We start from the raw sequence: 15,022 nt of genomic DNA on the forward strand, positions 1-15,022 counted from the left end.
TTCAGAGGTAATGATGAAAAATAACTGGTTGCAACAGATTCAATCCATGCTGGGTGATAAAGCTAGCGCCGTGGGCGGTACCGAAGGGCTTGGTAAATTGCTGGCGCCGACCGCATTAGGCGGTTTGGTTGGTGTTCTGCTGGCTAATAAGTCCTCCCGCAAGCTGGTGGGCAAGTTTGGTAAAAATGCACTGATCATTGGTGGTAGCGCTGCCGTGGGGGCGGTGCTGTGGAATAAATACAAGCAGCGAGTCAAAGAAGAACATCAGCAGGAACCGCAATTTGGTGAACTGAGTACACCAGCGGATTTACGTGCCAAGCGATTGGTACAAGCGTTGGTGTTTGCCGCCAAGAGTGACGGCCATATCGATGCGGACGAGAAGCGTGCAATCGACCATAGCCTGGAACAGCTGCAGGTGGGGGAAGAAGCGCAGAATTGGGTGCAGCAAGCCATTGAACAGCCACTGAACCCGGATCTGATCGCGCAAAGCGTAAAGAATGAAGATGAGGCGCTGGAAGTCTATTACCTGAGCTGCATGGTGATCGACGTCGATCATTTCATGGAGCGTAGCTATCTGGATGCATTGGCGCAGTCATTGAAGATCCCGGTGGATGTTAAACAGGGGATTGAAAGTGACGTTAACGATAAAAAACGCGAGTTGGTTTAACCCCGCGACTTGTTAAGCTGGGGAGGATCGTGTCACTCTTGCTTTAATCAAAGTAAGCGGATGATTTAGCAATGATGACACCTCCCAAGGCAATAAAACGTCCTTATCCGATCACCATCCACGGTGATACTCGCGTGGATGACTATTATTGGTTGCGTGATGACGAGCGCTCAGATCCCCAGGTTCTGGACTATCTGCAGGCCGAAAACGCCTATACCGATGCACAGCTTAAGCCGCAGCAGGCGCTGCGAGAAACCTTGTATCAGGAGATGGTGGCACGTATTCCGCAACAGGAACATTCAGTACCCTATGTGAAGCGGGGTTTCCGCTATCAGACACGTTACGAACCAGGTAATGAATATGCGCTTTATGTGCGCCAACCGGAAGCGGTAACTGAGCATTGGGACAGCCTGCTGGATGGCAATCAGCGTGCCGAAGAGCATGAGTTTTATACGCTTGGCGGGTTGGAAGTCAGCCCGAACAATCAACTGTTGGCGGTGGCGGAGGATTTCCTTTCGCGCCGCCAATACGATATCCGCTTTAAGGATCTGGGCAGCGACAACTGGACGGACGAAGTGCTGGAGAACACCTCTGGCAATTTTGAGTGGGCAAATGATTCTGCGACCGTCTATTACGTACGTAAACATGCCAAAACCTTATTGCCGTATCAGGTTTACCGGCACGTGGTAGGAAGCGACCCGCAGCAAGATGTACTTATCTATGAAGAGTTGGATGACACCTTCTACGTCAGTCTGGAGAAAACCACTTCCGAACGTTTTATCCTGATCCACCTCAGCAGCACTACCACGTCGGAAATTTTGTTACTGGATGCCGACAGTACAGACAGCAAACCCCAGATGTTTGTACCGCGCCGTAAAGATCACGAATATGCCATCGATCATTATCATCAGCACTTCTATATTCGCTCCAATAAAAACGGTAAGAACTTTGGCCTGTACCAGAGCGAGCAAGCCGCAGAGGATCAATGGCAAGAGTTGATCGCGCCGCGCAGTGAAGTGATGCTCGAAGGGTTCAGCCTGTTTCGTGACTGGCTGGTGGTTGAGGAGCGTATTGCCGGTCTGACACAACTGCGCCAAATCCACTGGCATAGCGGTGAAGATAAAAGTATTGCCTTCGACGACCCTACCTATGTGACCTGGCTGGCCTACAATCCGAGCCCGGAAACCGCGTTGCTGCGTTATGGTTATTCCTCTATGACTATGCCAACCACGCTGTATGAATTGAACCTGGATAACGGTGAGCGCCAGTTACTCAAGCAGCAGGAGGTGAAAAACTTCACGGCGCAAGACTACCGTAGCGAGCGCGTCTGGGTGAAGGCGCGTGATGGTGTCGAGGTCCCGGTGTCTCTGGTTTACCGCACCGACAGCTTTGCCCGAGGGGCGAACTCATTGTTGGTATATGCCTACGGCTCTTATGGCAGCAGTATGGATCCGGCATTCAGTGCCAGCCGCCTCAGCCTGCTGGATCGCGGTTTTGTCTTCGCCCTGGCGCATATCCGTGGCGGTGCAGAACTAGGCCAGCTTTGGTATGAAGATGGCAAACTGTTCAATAAACAAAATACCTTCAACGACTTTATCGATGTCACCGAAACGTTGGTTGAACAAGGCTATGGCGATGCCAAGCGGGTGTTTGCCATGGGGGGAAGTGCCGGAGGTTTGCTGATGGGCGCGGTCGTTAACCAGGCTCCGCAGCTATTTAACGGTATCGTCGCTCAGGTGCCGTTTGTGGATGTTGTGACAACCATGCTGGATGAGTCCATTCCGCTGACTACCGGTGAGTATGATGAATGGGGCAATCCGAATGACAAGGCTTATTACGACTACATGTTGCGGTATAGCCCTTACGATCAGGTTAAGGCGCAGGATTACCCCCATATGCTGGTGACCTCAGGTCTGCATGATTCCCAGGTGCAATATTGGGAACCGGCCAAGTGGGTGGCGAAGCTGCGTGAACTGAAAACCGACGATCGCCAACTGCTGCTGTATACCGATATGGATGCTGGCCATGGCGGCAAGTCTGGCCGCTTTAAGGCTTATGAGGATATTGCGCTGGAATACGCGTTTATTTTATCTCTGACGTAATCGCCAAATGCGGGCAGAGGAGTGCCCGCATTTTTAGCCGATCAAATAATATTTAAGCGTGTGCTTCATATCAGGGCTGAGATCGTCGATGGATTTCAGCATCCAGCGCAGATAGCCGGGGTCATCCTGGGCAATGCGCTCAATCAATTGCCCACGGTATTTGCCAAACCTGAATGTCTTTAGCAGAACCGGTTGGTGGGTTATTTGCACCATCTGTTCCGGTGTCCAGCCGGAATCCAGCATAATGCGTTTTAGCAACGCCGCGGTAACATAGCAATCATATAGCGCGCGATGGGGGTACAACTGAGTATCCTGCGGCAGTTGCACGTCCAGGTTCAGCGCATAGCGCAGGTATTGATTACCATATTTAATATCTGGGTACAGCTTGCGCGCCAGCTTTACGGTGCAGATCCAGGCTCCGTTCATTTCAGGCAGCACTCCGCGATCGAAAGCGGCATTGTGCGCCACATAATACTCACTACCCTGATAACGACCAATAGCAACGGCAATGCGCGGCTTACCCTCAACCATCTGTTCGGTGATATGGTGAATGGCCATGGCATCAAGGCCGATTGGGCGGTCAGGGCTGATCAAATCGCTCATCGGGTTGGTGATTTGCCCGGCGATAACATCCACGGAGGCCACTTCCACCACGCCGCCGTCCAGGCCGCAGGTCTCGGTATCTATTACACGTAATGTCATGATGTTCTCGGCTAAGTGTCTCTCCCTAGCTTAACGAGGTGAACAACTGATGCCAACCTGACTTTTTAGGGGCAACAAAAAACCCGCCTTGGCGGGTTTAACTACGGTTGGAAGTGGGGTTACTCACCTGCCGCGTGGCCTTTTTGGCGCGCTTATCTGCACGCTTCTCGGCTGGGGTTTTCAACGGCTTCTTCTTCGCATTTTTCTTGCTATCCATTCCCTTACTCATGATGACCTCTCAGTGACCTTATGGTTGGGTGGGTGCCGTACTATTAACCACCTAACGTCCGGTGTATGCAAGTAACAAAGGGCACTAATAACCCAACCCATTGTTAATTTGAATATTATTCTTTATTAACCTTTTATGAATTAAAAATGTTACAATATAACAAATTTATCTGTTGGAGGGACCTATGACAGTAATGACGTTGTTAAGCGAGCAGCAATTGCTGGCGATGCCGGAATCCGATTACATGAACGCTGAGCAGCGTGCGTTTTTCCGCCAGCGTTTGCTGGAAGAGCAGCAAAAACTCTGGCAGCACATTGAAGTGCTGAAGCGGGATATCGATAATGGTGATATTAGCGGTGACGAGGCGGACAAGGCCGCCCGGGAAGAAGATCTGCGATTGCTGTTCCGTCAGTTGGATCGGGAAAGCCGCCTGTTGCCGAAGATGAAGGCGGCATTGGCGCGCGTGGAGAACGGCGAGTTTGGTTACTGCCTGGAAACCGGGGAGCCAATTGGGTTAGCGCGGTTGTTATTACGCCCAACGGCAGAGCTGAGTATTGAAGCCAAAACGGCACAAGAAATGCGCGAACCGCATTTGCGTAAGAGTAAGTCGTCTTCATTTTAAGCAAACGCACACTAACTTGTTGGTATTGGCTGGATTAGCGTTGACCTGATGAGCTGCATCAGCTTTGATGAAAGCATCACTCACAGAGAGACGCAGCGCCATGGAACAATTACGAGGTTTGTACCCGCCGTTAGCAGCCTATGACAGCGGTTGGCTGGATACTGGGGATGGGCACCGGATCTACTGGGAACTGAGTGGCAACCCAAATGGTAAACCGGCGGTGTTTATTCATGGAGGGCCAGGTGGTGGCATCGCGCCTTATCATCGCCAACTGTTTGATCCGCAGTGCTATAAGGTCTTGCTATTCGATCAGCGGGGCTGTGGGCGCTCCAAACCTCATGCCAGCCTGGACAACAACACGACCTGGCATCTGGTCGACGATATTGAGAGCCTGCGCAAAATGGCAGGTGTAGAGCAGTGGCTGGTATTTGGCGGTTCCTGGGGCTCCACACTGGCCTTGGCCTATGCGCAGACGCACCCGCAGCACGTCAGCGAGATGGTGTTGCGGGGCATTTTCACCCTGCGTAAGCAGGAACTCAGTTGGTATTATCAGGATGGCGCATCACGTTTCTTCCCAGATAAATGGGAGCGGGTGCTGTCTATCCTTTCACCAGAAGAACGCAAGGATGTGATCGCGGCATACCGCCAGCGCCTGACTTCGTCAAATTTGCAGGTACAGCTTGAAGCGGCCAAATTATGGAGCGTTTGGGAAGGTGAAACCGTCACTTTGCTACCTAACAGCGCCTCTGCGTCCTTTGGTGAGGATAACTTCGCTTTGGCCTTTGCCCGGATTGAAAACCACTATTTTACCCACCTGGGTTTTCTTGAAAGCGATGACCAACTGTTGAAAAACGTCCCGTTGATCCGCCATATTCCTGCGGTAATTGTTCATGGCCGTTATGATATGGCCTGCCAGGTGCAAAACGCCTGGGATCTGGCGAAAGCCTGGCCGGAGGCTGAACTGCATATCGTCGAAGGGGCAGGGCACTCAACTGATGAGCCAGGTATCCTGCACCATCTCATGTTGGCTACCGATCGTTTTGCTGGCAAATAATCTGCAGGCCTGCCGCAGGGCAGGCTTTACGACTTCATTTTGGGTTCGTACGGGAGGCGGGAGAATTTGTGTGATTCGGCACGATAGTGCATTACACGCTCGCGGAAATAATCCCGCAGATGTGCTGGCTGTTCGCGCTCCACCATTTCTGGGATCACCGGCATATTGTAGCGTTCCTTGAACGCCACACCTGATGCGGCCAGATCAACGTTCACCTTGTCCATCTCTTCTTTGGGAAGTTCTGCCAGATTGTAACCCATGTTATTTTCCTTCTTTCTACAACATCAAATCAGCGCAAAAGGTAATCTACCGCGGCACGCTTGGCAAGCGTCGATCATCACCCTCGGTTTTTCATTATAATAAGTAGGGTTATTTAGGCTGTAAACGCAATGCAATTTATTTATTATCTTAAATAAGAATGATTCGCCTTAGGGTTAAATATAAAGATGTAAATGATTCTCATAATAATTAAAAGTAAAATTAGAATTAATCATAACTTTATGAAAAATATATAAAATTACGCATTTAATAAATGAATGTGAATCAAGTGTTTTTATTTTGTGTGAACCAAGGCATAATGCGGAAAAATTAAATTCATGACCTGCAAAAATAAAAGGAATCATCATGCTGACGCAAGAAATGACAAAAAAGCTGAATGAACAACTGAATCTGGAGTTCTATTCTGCAAACCTGTATTTGCAAATGAGCGCCTGGTGCAGCGATAAAGGCTTTGAAGGTGCCGCCGCGTTCCTGAAAGAGCATTCTCGGGAAGAGATGCAGCACATGCAGCGTCTGTTTGATTACCTGAGTGACACTGGCGCGTTGCCCTTGCTGGGCAGTATCGCAGCTCCACCGGTAGAGTTTGGGTCGCTGGCAGAAGTGTTCCAGCAAACTTATGAGCATGAGCAACTGATCACCCGCCAGATTAACGAACTGGCACATGTGGCCATGACCACGCAAGATTACTCTACCTTCAACTTCCTGCAATGGTATGTTGCCGAGCAGCATGAAGAAGAGAAGCTGTTCAAATCGGTGCTGGATAAATTGGCGCTGGTGGGTAACAGTGGCAAGGGCCTGTTCTTCATCGATAAAGATCTGAAGAGCATGGGCGCAGCCAGCGAAGGTAGCAACGGCTAAGCTTGATACCAAGCAGTGAAGAGATCGCGTAACCTAGTGGGGCGCGATTTTTTTATGCCTTGCTTATATAGCGGTTATATAGCGATATGTGCTGCCAGCTTGCAAAATATTAGTGATGTGCTCGACTTGCGGGTTCACCGCCGTTATGATTTAACGCGATACGCTACAGGATGGTAGAGAGTTAAAACAGTGAGTTAGCAAGATCTCTTCCTCTGATTACCTGTGGCGTAAGTACTGTGGGGGTTGAGGTTGCGGAAACATCGCTCCGATTACCAGTCTTGGCCCTTATCACCTTCATTAATGATAAAGGGACACTTCTGTGATCGCTAAAATTCGCTCATCCTATCGCCTGCTTTCCACCGTTTTCGTGCTGTTTGTCGGTTTGTCTTCCCAGCAGGCATTGGCACACGCTCATCTGAAAGTACAAACTCCTGCGGCAGACACAACCGTCAGCGCCGCTCCGAAAGTGCTGACACTGAATTTTTCTGAAGGCATTGAACCCAACTTCAGCGGCGTAAAAGTGACCGGCCCGAACAACGCTGTGGTAAAAACCGGCAAATTGGGGCTGGATCCGCATAACAATACGCAGGTCAATGTACCCATCGAAAGTGAGCTGACAGCTGGCAAATATAATGTCGACTGGCACGTAGTTTCCGTCGACGGTCATAAAACCAAAGGCCAATACAGCTTTACCGTAAACTGACCGATGACTCTGGCGACCCTGTTTGTCCTGTGTCGCTTTGTGCACTTTGCGGCGGTGATGCTGATGTTTGGCATCAGCCTGTTCACCGCCTTATTGTCGCCGCAGCGCCTCTCCCCGATAGTGATCCGCGATTTGCACCCGATGCTGCTCGCCTCTACCTGGCTCTGCGCATTTACCGCCGTGCTAATGCTAGCCGTTCAGGCCGGCCTGATGGGTGATGGCTGGGCGGATACCTGGCAGTTGAGCATTTGGTGGGCTGTGCTGGGCACAACTTTTGGCGAGGCCTGGCGTTGGCATCTGGGTTTTTCCCTGTTAGCTCTGTTGGCGCTGTATCTCCCGGCTCCCAAGCGGGTACAAGCGTTGGCGCTGTGCTCACTGTTGTTGCTGGTCAATATGGCGTTTATCGGCCATGCCGTGATGCAGGAAGGCATTCTGGGCATCTTGCACCGGGCCAATCACGCGCTGCATCTGCTGGCGGCGGGGTATTGGTTTGGCAGCTTATTGCCGTTACTGGTTTGTTTGCGTTACCTGCCGCAGTCGCAATATCGCCGGGACGCGGTCACGACGTTGATTCGATTTTCCCGCTGGGGCCATGGTGCCGTGGCGCTGGTCATTTTGACTGGTATTGCCAACAGCCTGATTATCCTTGGCCATTGGCCGCTGGATATTGATTCTGATTACCAGCGTTTGCTGCTATTCAAAATTGCGTTGGTGGCATTGATGGTGGTGGTGGCGCTGGTAAATCGTTATGCGATCGTGCCTGCAATGCGTACAACACCAACACTGGCACAGCGTGGGCTAACAATCGCCTGCTGGCTGGAGGTGGCATTAGGTTCCGCAGCCCTGTTGCTGGTGAGCTTATTTGCAACTTATGCGCCGGTATGACATTGCGCCTTGCCGGATGCCCCCTGATTGCGGGAAAATTAAATCAAATCGCAACTTAAGGCCATGACAATGAAATCTGTAATTCTTGGTATTGCGCTGTTGGCAACGACGACGGGCGCATTGGCGGCAGATAAACTGGTTAATGTCACCAAGCTGGAGTACGGCAAACAGTGGGCATTCACCAAAGAGGAAGTCACGCTGCAATGCCGCAAAGGCGCTGCCTTGTTCGTGCTCAATAACAGCACTCTGATGCAATACCCACTTAATGAAGCGGCGCAGCAACAGGTCAAAGAGGGGCAACAACGTGCTCAACCTCTGGACGTGATCCTGCTGGACGATGCTGATAACCCTGGTCAGAAGATGAGTGTGCAGCCGTTCCGTGTAAGGGCAGAAAAGTTGTGTGCAGAGTAATGGCTTGTTAACTCAGTGAGTAATTCAAAGGTTAACAATTGGTTGCGTGATGTGTGTAATTAATTTCATCTTGTAACTATCACTTACTGTGTGGTTGGCTGGCAAAACCAGCGGCTTAAGCTACTCTTAAGGTGCATGGCTGAACAAGCCTTGCACAAAATGCCAACTTTTAGCGCACGGCTCTCTCCCAAGAGCCATTTCCCTAGACCGAGTATAGGAATCGTACTCGGTCTTTTTTTATCTTGTTGATTTATAATCATTAATTTGCTAATTATCGAAGTTTGCTCGAATTTCTATACTCGGGCTTTTACAGCATTACGCATGCTTTTCCCCCGATGCCGGGGTATTTATCGGTCATTTTTACCGACTTATGCCCGGTAATTTCATCGCAAATTCCTTCCCTTTTTCTTTCTCATACAGTCGCCCGGCCAAGCTCCGGATCTCATGGAACGTCGGTGGTGAATCCTCAAGAACTATCATCAAAAGAACCCGCCATCGTGCGGTTTTTTTATGCCAATACTTAAAGCCCATTTCAACCAAAGGTATGAGGCAGGGCTAAAAGACAGGCATTGTGTGCAGTGATATATTCAAAGCGGCATACGGCGAAACTTAAACAAAAAGCTTGTCTCGCCCATTGCTGATTGTAGAACTTCACATTTAGATGAGGAAACAATGGCTAAAAAGACACCTGAACAGAAAGCCGAAGAGGAACTTCGCTACATTGCTGCCAGTGGTGCGGCTAATGCTGCTGAGCTTGCATCATTTGTCACTGACCCCAATCAGTCCATACGCGCTGTGGCGGCCATGAATCCGGATGCAGATGCTGAGATTTTAGATCAGTTTGCCAATGACAAGTTTTGGGGCGTACGCATAGAGGTGGTGAATAACGCCAATGTCAGCCAATCAACTCTGCTTAGGCTGTTAGAGTCTGATGTACGCAAACGGGGAGTTGTGCATCACGCAGCGCGCGAAAAGTTGGAACAACGTGGCGTTGTGTTTGGTGATGATGGTATGCCGGAATAGGCCGCACAAACGGCAATAGATAACCTAACCCGCTTATGCGGGTTTTTGCGTTTATAGGGATTCACAATGGTAAGTCCATCGACAGGAGTAATCTCGTGTTGTGAAACGGTGGACTTATTATTGTGGTTACCGAGCATAAAAGTAATGGGTGTATCGGGATGGCGGTCGGCGCTGCTGCGATGCGAGCCACAACGCCACATTAACCACGATCAATTAAATAAATATCCAATCATTACCAGAAATGGCGAGGATTTTTTCATTTACATTTCTATGCATGAACGAAAGAAACGACTCTAATTTTCTGAATTTTTTTGTTAATTTATTACTCTTCGGTGTGGGTAGTCTATAAGGAACAAAGCATGAAGAGGGTTTGGGTAGGATTTAAAATTGGCTTACCAACATTGCTGCTAGTAATTGCCACATCGTTTTTATCGGGGTGCGTGAAAACAGAATCAGTGGTTAAAACCACTCCATCTGGCAACGATGTTGATGATCTTTTTACTCCCCTCAGCGGCGGCAGGCCTAATTCACCCTTGATTGGGGCTGAAAAGGAGTATGCCGCGCAGATTCGAGACGCTATTCAACGCAATTTTTACGATGTCAAATCATATGCAGGTAAGCAATGCGATTTGAGAATCAGGCTAGCTCCGGATGGTATGCTTTTGGATGTCCAAGCTGTAGATGGCGATCCTGCACTTTGTCGTGCAGCTATAAAGGCAGTAGCGAATACCACTTTTCCCAAACCTCCATCACAAGTTGTTTATAGTGCTTTTAAAAATTTCACACTGGACTTCAGGCCCATGGCGACTGAGTGATAAAACCATCGGCCATTTAGCCCGGTTGGTTAGAGCAACAATCAAATTCCCATCCTGAAGAACCGATCTCGCGTGGTTTTTTTCGTATCTGAAGCCTCGCCTTGTGCGGGGTTTTTGCATTCTGATGGAGATTCTAGCCGCTGGTGGTGTTTTCCAACGGAAGTGATCCACTACTGCTACATACAAACGCCAACTCATCCGGGGGCGCCGGCAACCATTTAAACCTCAGTAAGCGGCACACGGATTTCAGTTAGCAGCTCAGACGGTGAAGTCTTGGAAGGATCATTGAGATAGACCTCGTAGGGAGGGGCATTTCCCATTGTATGGCCAGATCCCGGTAGCCATGTCTCGAACAACCATTTATATGCATCATGCAGTCCAGCATAAGGTCCTTGGAAAACCAAAACAGCATGATCGCCGCCGGGAGTGGCTCGCTCTAAGAGTGGCGCTTCGGCTGGGACATCCGCAGGGACAGAAATGGCGGCAAAAGCATGCAGTTTTTCGACCGGTGTCACATCCGGATCATCGTAATAGATAGCCACAACCAGCGTACCGGTGCGAAAAAGCTGACGGTTAGTCACCAGTTGATATAGCTCAGTGAAAGTCTGATTGATTTCTCTGTAGGAACCAGTGTGAGGCAGACCGATGATGCGCATCGATGCCAATTTCATGATGTTGACGTCAAACATGATGGTGTCTCCTTATTTGGCTTGTACTTTTCACTGTAAATAACGATATCAGATAGGGTAATACATCGCCAGAAGCTACCTGGCACCAATCAAGGCTGCGCTACCGCGTGGCCTTTTTATCACCCGGCGACCGGGCAAAGCCCCGGCAGGGGGAGGTAATGAGAATGCCAAGCAATCCCCATAATTGGGCAGATTTTAGCGAAGTACTTGCGAACTGATGGCGTGGTGACGTTCCGATCGGCGTCGTCATCATGGCTATCGTCATGGCTGTATTACGGATGGCTTATTCCGGCAGTGGCTGGAAAGAAACCATTTTCGAAGGGCTAATGTGTGGTGGTGTGGCCCTCACTATCTTCCAGTTAACTTTTAAGGATTACCCCGCATGAGCGCCTGGTTGCAGAAACTGACCCAAGGGGGATTGTTGCTGCTGTGGGTGGCAATGATCTGCCTGGCGGGGTATAGCTCGATATTGGATCAGCGGCTGGAGGCGGCGCAACTGCAACTGCGTGAACAACAAAAATCGCTGGCGCAGCAGGCTGGGTTGATTAGCACTTTACAAACCCAGGATACGCAGAATCGTGCGCTGATGAGCACCCAACTGTTGCAGCAACAGCAATTACGTCAGCAATTGAAAAATCCATTCCATCACCTTCTTTCCTACGCGTGTAGGCAGCATATGACAAAGAAATAAGGCATCGCCGATGTTTCTTTACTGCTAATCAGGTAAATTAGAGCTCTTCAAAGTAATATGCTTTGTTAAACGGGCTTGAATATTACCTAAGAAAAATCCCTCCTTGCTATTTTTTAATATTTTAGCAACAAGAAAACTCAGATCATTAATTTATATCTATGAGTTATTATGATTTTAAAGCTCATTTTTATCACACTGCGTGGTGTTTATGATTGTTTTTCATGCACAATCTGGCGTTTTTTCCTTTTGTTGCTGTAAGAAGCGATAAAAACGACCATTTTTATGGGGGGATTATAAATTCATTACTTTTGCGGTGCCATCTGGAATTATTTTCTGTAAATTTCACAGCGGAACATGAGATGTTGGCGCTAAAAAACCGAAGATGACACATCGAAAAGAGACGCTTTATGGATTTTCCCGCCTTTGTTTAAAACACCTTTTGGCTTGCGCGGTTGATGTGGGTACGGCAGACCCGCTTTGATCTAAATTAAATCCGCATAGCGCGAATTTCTGACAAATAGCCAACTGTTTCTACGCAGAATCATTAATCTTGAGAGTAAAATAAATGTATCGGATTTTAACTTGTATGATATTTCTGGCGCTGGGAGGATGGTCTTCTGGAGCGCTGGCCTGGGATTGTTCAACCATTACTCCCACTACCACGATTTCTCCACAGAATATCACCATTCCACGTGACCTCCCTGTGGGGGCTGTGATTGGTACACAAGTTATGACGCCGTCCATTAATGCATTTAACTGCTGGAATAGTTCTGACGGGGTTCTCACAAACCAGACCTTTGGGGTCAAAGCTGTAGGGGATTTTGATTCCATGATTGCTGGACGTCGAGTGTATAAAACCAATGTCGATGGCGTGGGGTATGCAATCTCTGGCTCAACAACGAATTGTGCCCCTGGTTCGGCAAACGTGACTGGTAGCAATACAATTCGTGGCCTGGTGGACACAGCAAAACTCTGTGAGAACACCAGTGGAATGATCACTCCCTCGTTAAGCGGAAACGTCATCGTGACATTTTATAAAACGGCTCCTGAAACGGGGTCCGGCACGGTAATGGCAAGAAACGTCGGTTCATTGGTCTTGTTGAATAACTTGGCGCTTTGGAAATCTCCCGAGGTTGCCGTCAATATCAATGCGTTCACAGTCACCACGCCAGCCTGTAGGCTGATAAATGGGTCGATACCTGTCGATATGAAAAATGTAGAAAAAAGCTTTTAATGGCAAAGGCTCCACGCCGGGAGATGCACACACTCGCTCTTTCAATTTACCGATGACCTGTAATGCTGGAACGAAAGTCAGCGTTAAGATGGAAGGCGATATTTATGATGCCACCAGAGGCGTGATCAATACCGTTGGCGGCAATGATGCTGCTTCAGGCTTAGGGATCCAATTGCTTTATAATGACCAACCGATGCCGTTAGGTTCCGATGTCTCCGTTGGGGCTTCATCTTCAGGTGGTGGATTCACTGTGCCGCTAAAAGCGCGTTATTACCAGACCGGAGACAAAATCACGCCTGGCACGGCGAATGGGGTTCTGACGTTCACCATGTTATACGATTAATCGGTCAGCATGCCGTTTGGCGGTACAGCCATTTTATCATCAAGGGCGATGACGGAAAACTACCACGGTAACCGTTACCCGTTCATAATGCCGTGTAGGTCCCCTATGTGGCAGTGGGAAAACCGGGGTGAGGCCTGCACGTTGCTAACGAAAGTTTAGGCAGTCCCGCCTTATTGCCGCAAAGAATACTGGGCTGTCTGCATAAAAGAGCTATGGCTGTTTCACTTTTGGATCATCTGGCGTGTAGAGTTCATCGTCTCGTTGATTGGGTAACAGCATGAGCGTGCCTGGAGCGACATGGTATCGCTCACTTGAATAATCATGGTGTTCGGTCATGGTTTTGATGATTTGGCATATAAAGGCATTGTGCCCGGTATTTTTTATCTCATTGATTTATGATGGCCCGAATTTTCATATTCGGCCTTTCACTGCGTTATTGTGCTCTTTCCTTTCCTCTTAACATCTAGAGAGCCCCTGCCTGGGTATCCTTGTGGGGATATCCCTGATAAAGCGTAACAGCCTATAGTGTTAAATGCTTTTCAGTGGGGTGGAAACTTCTCTCTACTTAATCCTCTTTCTGACTGACCCACCTCATGGAATTAACGCATGGGGATGATTTGTTATAAGAACGTTATTCAATTAGTTGAATACAGTACAAAAGAACCATTGCCATTAACTCCGTTAGCAGGAATTTTGTCATTAATTTTTTCATAATAATCATTATATTTAGAATTTAAATCTAAATACAATGCTTTTATCAGTTAATGGTTCTTTCTTGCTTTTTTTGGGTTAGGATTTTTCTTAACGGAATGCAACGTTAATGTTCGTGAATTGGGTTTACTTCAAAACGATATTGGTGTGTCTGGAGTTTGTGGTGCACTTTTATCATCTTAATGGGCGTGCTGTACCGGACTCGTATCACCCTGAAATGTTCTAGAGACAAGGGATCGAAGCACTTTTTCACTCTGTTTAAATAAATTTCAAGGTTGAACCTATATGAATATATTGTATTTTGGGGAAGAAAACATAGAGAGCCTAGGCATTCTACACATCATTAAGAATAATTATCCTGAAGCCTCCGTTGAGGTAAGAAATCCCACTGATTACAAAAAGTTTTCTACATCGCTGAGTTTTGACATCTGTATTGTTGACAGTAAAAAACTGGTGGATATACCCGCTAATAACTTTAATCGGTTGTTATCACTATCCAATGCGCCAGCACTGATCCTGGCTAAAAAAGATCAGCCGCTATTCCGTTTTTTCAGCCAGCTAACTAATATCCGCGGCATCATCGAATATGAAAGCGGGATAGATTTTTTCCTTAATGCGATTAACATCATCATTGCGGGTGGCTATTGTTACTCGTGGGATGTCAGCACGCTCAGATACGATAAGCTCAACCTGCTTGACGATGCCTATTGTGAGTCGGTGGGGCTAACCCGGCGTGAGATTGAGATCCTGAAAATGTACCTGGAAGGGGCCTCTAATAAAGAGATTTCCTTTAAGCTGTCGCGCAGCCAGAAAACGATCAGTGCGCACAAATCAAATATTCTACGCAAGACAGGAATTAAGCGTTTTCCTTCGGCGATCTGCTGAAAATTTTTTCAAAAGTAATGATGTCGAGAAGTGATTTTGCCTATGAATGCTGGCACCCAATGTTCTGGGTTGGGTGCCATAAGCACGGTTACGATGCTAACAATTACAACCCTGGCAAT

Annotated in this window: 18 protein-coding genes and 1 pseudogene; 15 read left to right on the forward strand and 4 right to left on the reverse strand. The window is 48.3% G+C overall.

From position 1 onward, the window contains the following. Positions 1-13: 13 nt before the first annotated feature. Both ACQ86O_RS16850 and ACQ86O_RS16855 read left to right on the forward strand, forming a co-directional pair. On the forward strand, positions 14-667 hold the full coding sequence (locus ACQ86O_RS16850) for a tellurite resistance TerB family protein (RefSeq protein WP_431225756.1): 654 nt from the start codon (positions 14-16) through the stop codon (positions 665-667). A 71-nt stretch (positions 668-738) separates the two neighbouring features. After that, positions 739-2,769, forward strand: a complete 2,031-nt coding sequence (locus ACQ86O_RS16855; protein WP_431222062.1) for a S9 family peptidase — start codon at positions 739-741, stop codon at positions 2,767-2,769. 33 nt (positions 2,770-2,802) lie between these two features. Here the strand turns inward: ACQ86O_RS16855 and exoX are convergent, their stop codons facing one another. Both exoX and ACQ86O_RS16865 read right to left on the reverse strand, forming a co-directional pair. Continuing rightward, positions 2,803-3,471 (reverse strand): exodeoxyribonuclease X, encoded by a 669-nt coding sequence (exoX, locus tag ACQ86O_RS16860; protein ID WP_431222063.1) that lies wholly within the window; start codon positions 3,469-3,471, stop codon positions 2,803-2,805. 97 nt (positions 3,472-3,568) lie between these two features. Next, positions 3,569-3,700, reverse strand: a complete 132-nt coding sequence (locus ACQ86O_RS16865) for a hypothetical protein (protein ID WP_431222064.1) — start codon at positions 3,698-3,700, stop codon at positions 3,569-3,571. Positions 3,701-3,884: 184 nt separating this feature from the next. Here ACQ86O_RS16865 and ACQ86O_RS16870 point away from each other — a divergent pair, with 184 nt between their 5' ends. Both ACQ86O_RS16870 and pip read left to right on the forward strand, forming a co-directional pair. Continuing rightward, positions 3,885-4,322 carry a TraR/DksA C4-type zinc finger protein gene (locus ACQ86O_RS16870; protein WP_431222065.1) on the forward strand — a complete coding sequence of 146 codons (438 nt, stop codon included), beginning with the start codon at positions 3,885-3,887 and terminating at the stop codon, positions 4,320-4,322. A 100-nt stretch (positions 4,323-4,422) separates the two neighbouring features. Further along, on the forward strand, positions 4,423-5,376 hold the full coding sequence (gene pip, locus ACQ86O_RS16875) for a prolyl aminopeptidase (RefSeq protein ID WP_431222066.1): 954 nt from the start codon (positions 4,423-4,425) through the stop codon (positions 5,374-5,376). Positions 5,377-5,402: 26 nt separating this feature from the next. Here the strand turns inward: pip and ACQ86O_RS16880 are convergent, their stop codons facing one another. Next, on the reverse strand, positions 5,403-5,636 hold the full coding sequence (locus ACQ86O_RS16880) for a DNA polymerase III subunit theta (protein ID WP_431222067.1): 234 nt from the start codon (positions 5,634-5,636) through the stop codon (positions 5,403-5,405). Positions 5,637-6,000: 364 nt separating this feature from the next. On the opposite strand from ACQ86O_RS16880, the gene ftnA reads away from it, so the two are divergent. The 6 genes from ftnA to tolA all read left to right on the forward strand — a co-directional run bounded on the left by ftnA (position 6,001) and on the right by tolA (position 10,350). Further along, positions 6,001-6,513, forward strand: a complete 513-nt coding sequence (ftnA, locus tag ACQ86O_RS16885) for a non-heme ferritin (protein WP_431222068.1) — start codon at positions 6,001-6,003, stop codon at positions 6,511-6,513. A 319-nt stretch (positions 6,514-6,832) separates the two neighbouring features. Continuing rightward, entirely contained in the window at positions 6,833-7,216 is a 384-nt protein-coding gene (yobA, locus tag ACQ86O_RS16890; protein ID WP_431222069.1) for a CopC domain-containing protein YobA, read from the forward strand. A gap of 3 nt (positions 7,217-7,219) precedes the next feature. Further along, a complete protein-coding gene (copD, locus tag ACQ86O_RS16895) occupies positions 7,220-8,101 on the forward strand; it encodes a copper homeostasis membrane protein CopD (protein ID WP_431222070.1) in 882 nt (293 codons plus the stop codon). A gap of 69 nt (positions 8,102-8,170) precedes the next feature. After that, positions 8,171-8,512 carry a YebY family protein gene (locus tag ACQ86O_RS16900; RefSeq protein WP_431222071.1) on the forward strand — a complete coding sequence of 114 codons (342 nt, stop codon included), beginning with the start codon at positions 8,171-8,173 and terminating at the stop codon, positions 8,510-8,512. Between the two features lie 672 nt (positions 8,513-9,184). After that, entirely contained in the window at positions 9,185-9,535 is a 351-nt protein-coding gene (locus tag ACQ86O_RS16905; RefSeq protein WP_431222072.1) for a hypothetical protein, read from the forward strand. Positions 9,536-9,894: 359 nt separating this feature from the next. After that, the gene (gene tolA / locus ACQ86O_RS16910) at positions 9,895-10,350 is read left to right on the forward strand and encodes a cell envelope integrity protein TolA (protein ID WP_431222073.1); all 456 of its coding nucleotides are present in this window, start codon (positions 9,895-9,897) and stop codon (positions 10,348-10,350) included. A gap of 218 nt (positions 10,351-10,568) precedes the next feature. Here tolA and ACQ86O_RS16915 read toward each other — a convergent pair whose 3' ends face one another. After that, positions 10,569-11,039 carry an AraC family transcriptional regulator gene (locus tag ACQ86O_RS16915; RefSeq protein ID WP_431222074.1) on the reverse strand — a complete coding sequence of 157 codons (471 nt, stop codon included), beginning with the start codon at positions 11,037-11,039 and terminating at the stop codon, positions 10,569-10,571. 251 nt (positions 11,040-11,290) lie between these two features. Here ACQ86O_RS16915 and ACQ86O_RS16920 point away from each other — a divergent pair, with 251 nt between their 5' ends. From ACQ86O_RS16920 to ACQ86O_RS16940, 5 genes and pseudogenes are all read left to right on the forward strand, one after another. Further along, a complete protein-coding gene (locus ACQ86O_RS16920) occupies positions 11,291-11,425 on the forward strand; it encodes a phage holin family protein (protein ID WP_431222075.1) in 135 nt (44 codons plus the stop codon). Continuing rightward, a pseudogene (locus tag ACQ86O_RS16925) lies at positions 11,422-11,667 on the forward strand (hypothetical protein); the annotation flags it as partial. The gene ACQ86O_RS16920 and the pseudogene ACQ86O_RS16925, both read left to right, overlap by 4 nt. Positions 11,668-12,316: 649 nt before the next feature. Beyond that, on the forward strand, positions 12,317-12,964 hold the full coding sequence (locus ACQ86O_RS16930) for a hypothetical protein (RefSeq protein WP_431222076.1): 648 nt from the start codon (positions 12,317-12,319) through the stop codon (positions 12,962-12,964). 52 nt (positions 12,965-13,016) lie between these two features. Continuing rightward, complete coding sequence (locus ACQ86O_RS16935; protein WP_431222077.1) at positions 13,017-13,307, forward strand: fimbrial protein; 291 nt, start codon at positions 13,017-13,019, stop codon at positions 13,305-13,307. Positions 13,308-14,303: 996 nt separating this feature from the next. Then, positions 14,304-14,903, forward strand: a complete 600-nt coding sequence (locus ACQ86O_RS16940; RefSeq protein ID WP_431222078.1) for a LuxR C-terminal-related transcriptional regulator — start codon at positions 14,304-14,306, stop codon at positions 14,901-14,903. Positions 14,904-15,022: the final 119 nt, after the last annotated feature.

Origin of the sequence: Serratia sp. L9, assembly GCF_050632285.1 — a bacterium.
In the GTDB taxonomy this organism is placed as follows: Bacteria; Pseudomonadota; Gammaproteobacteria; order Enterobacterales; family Enterobacteriaceae; genus Chania.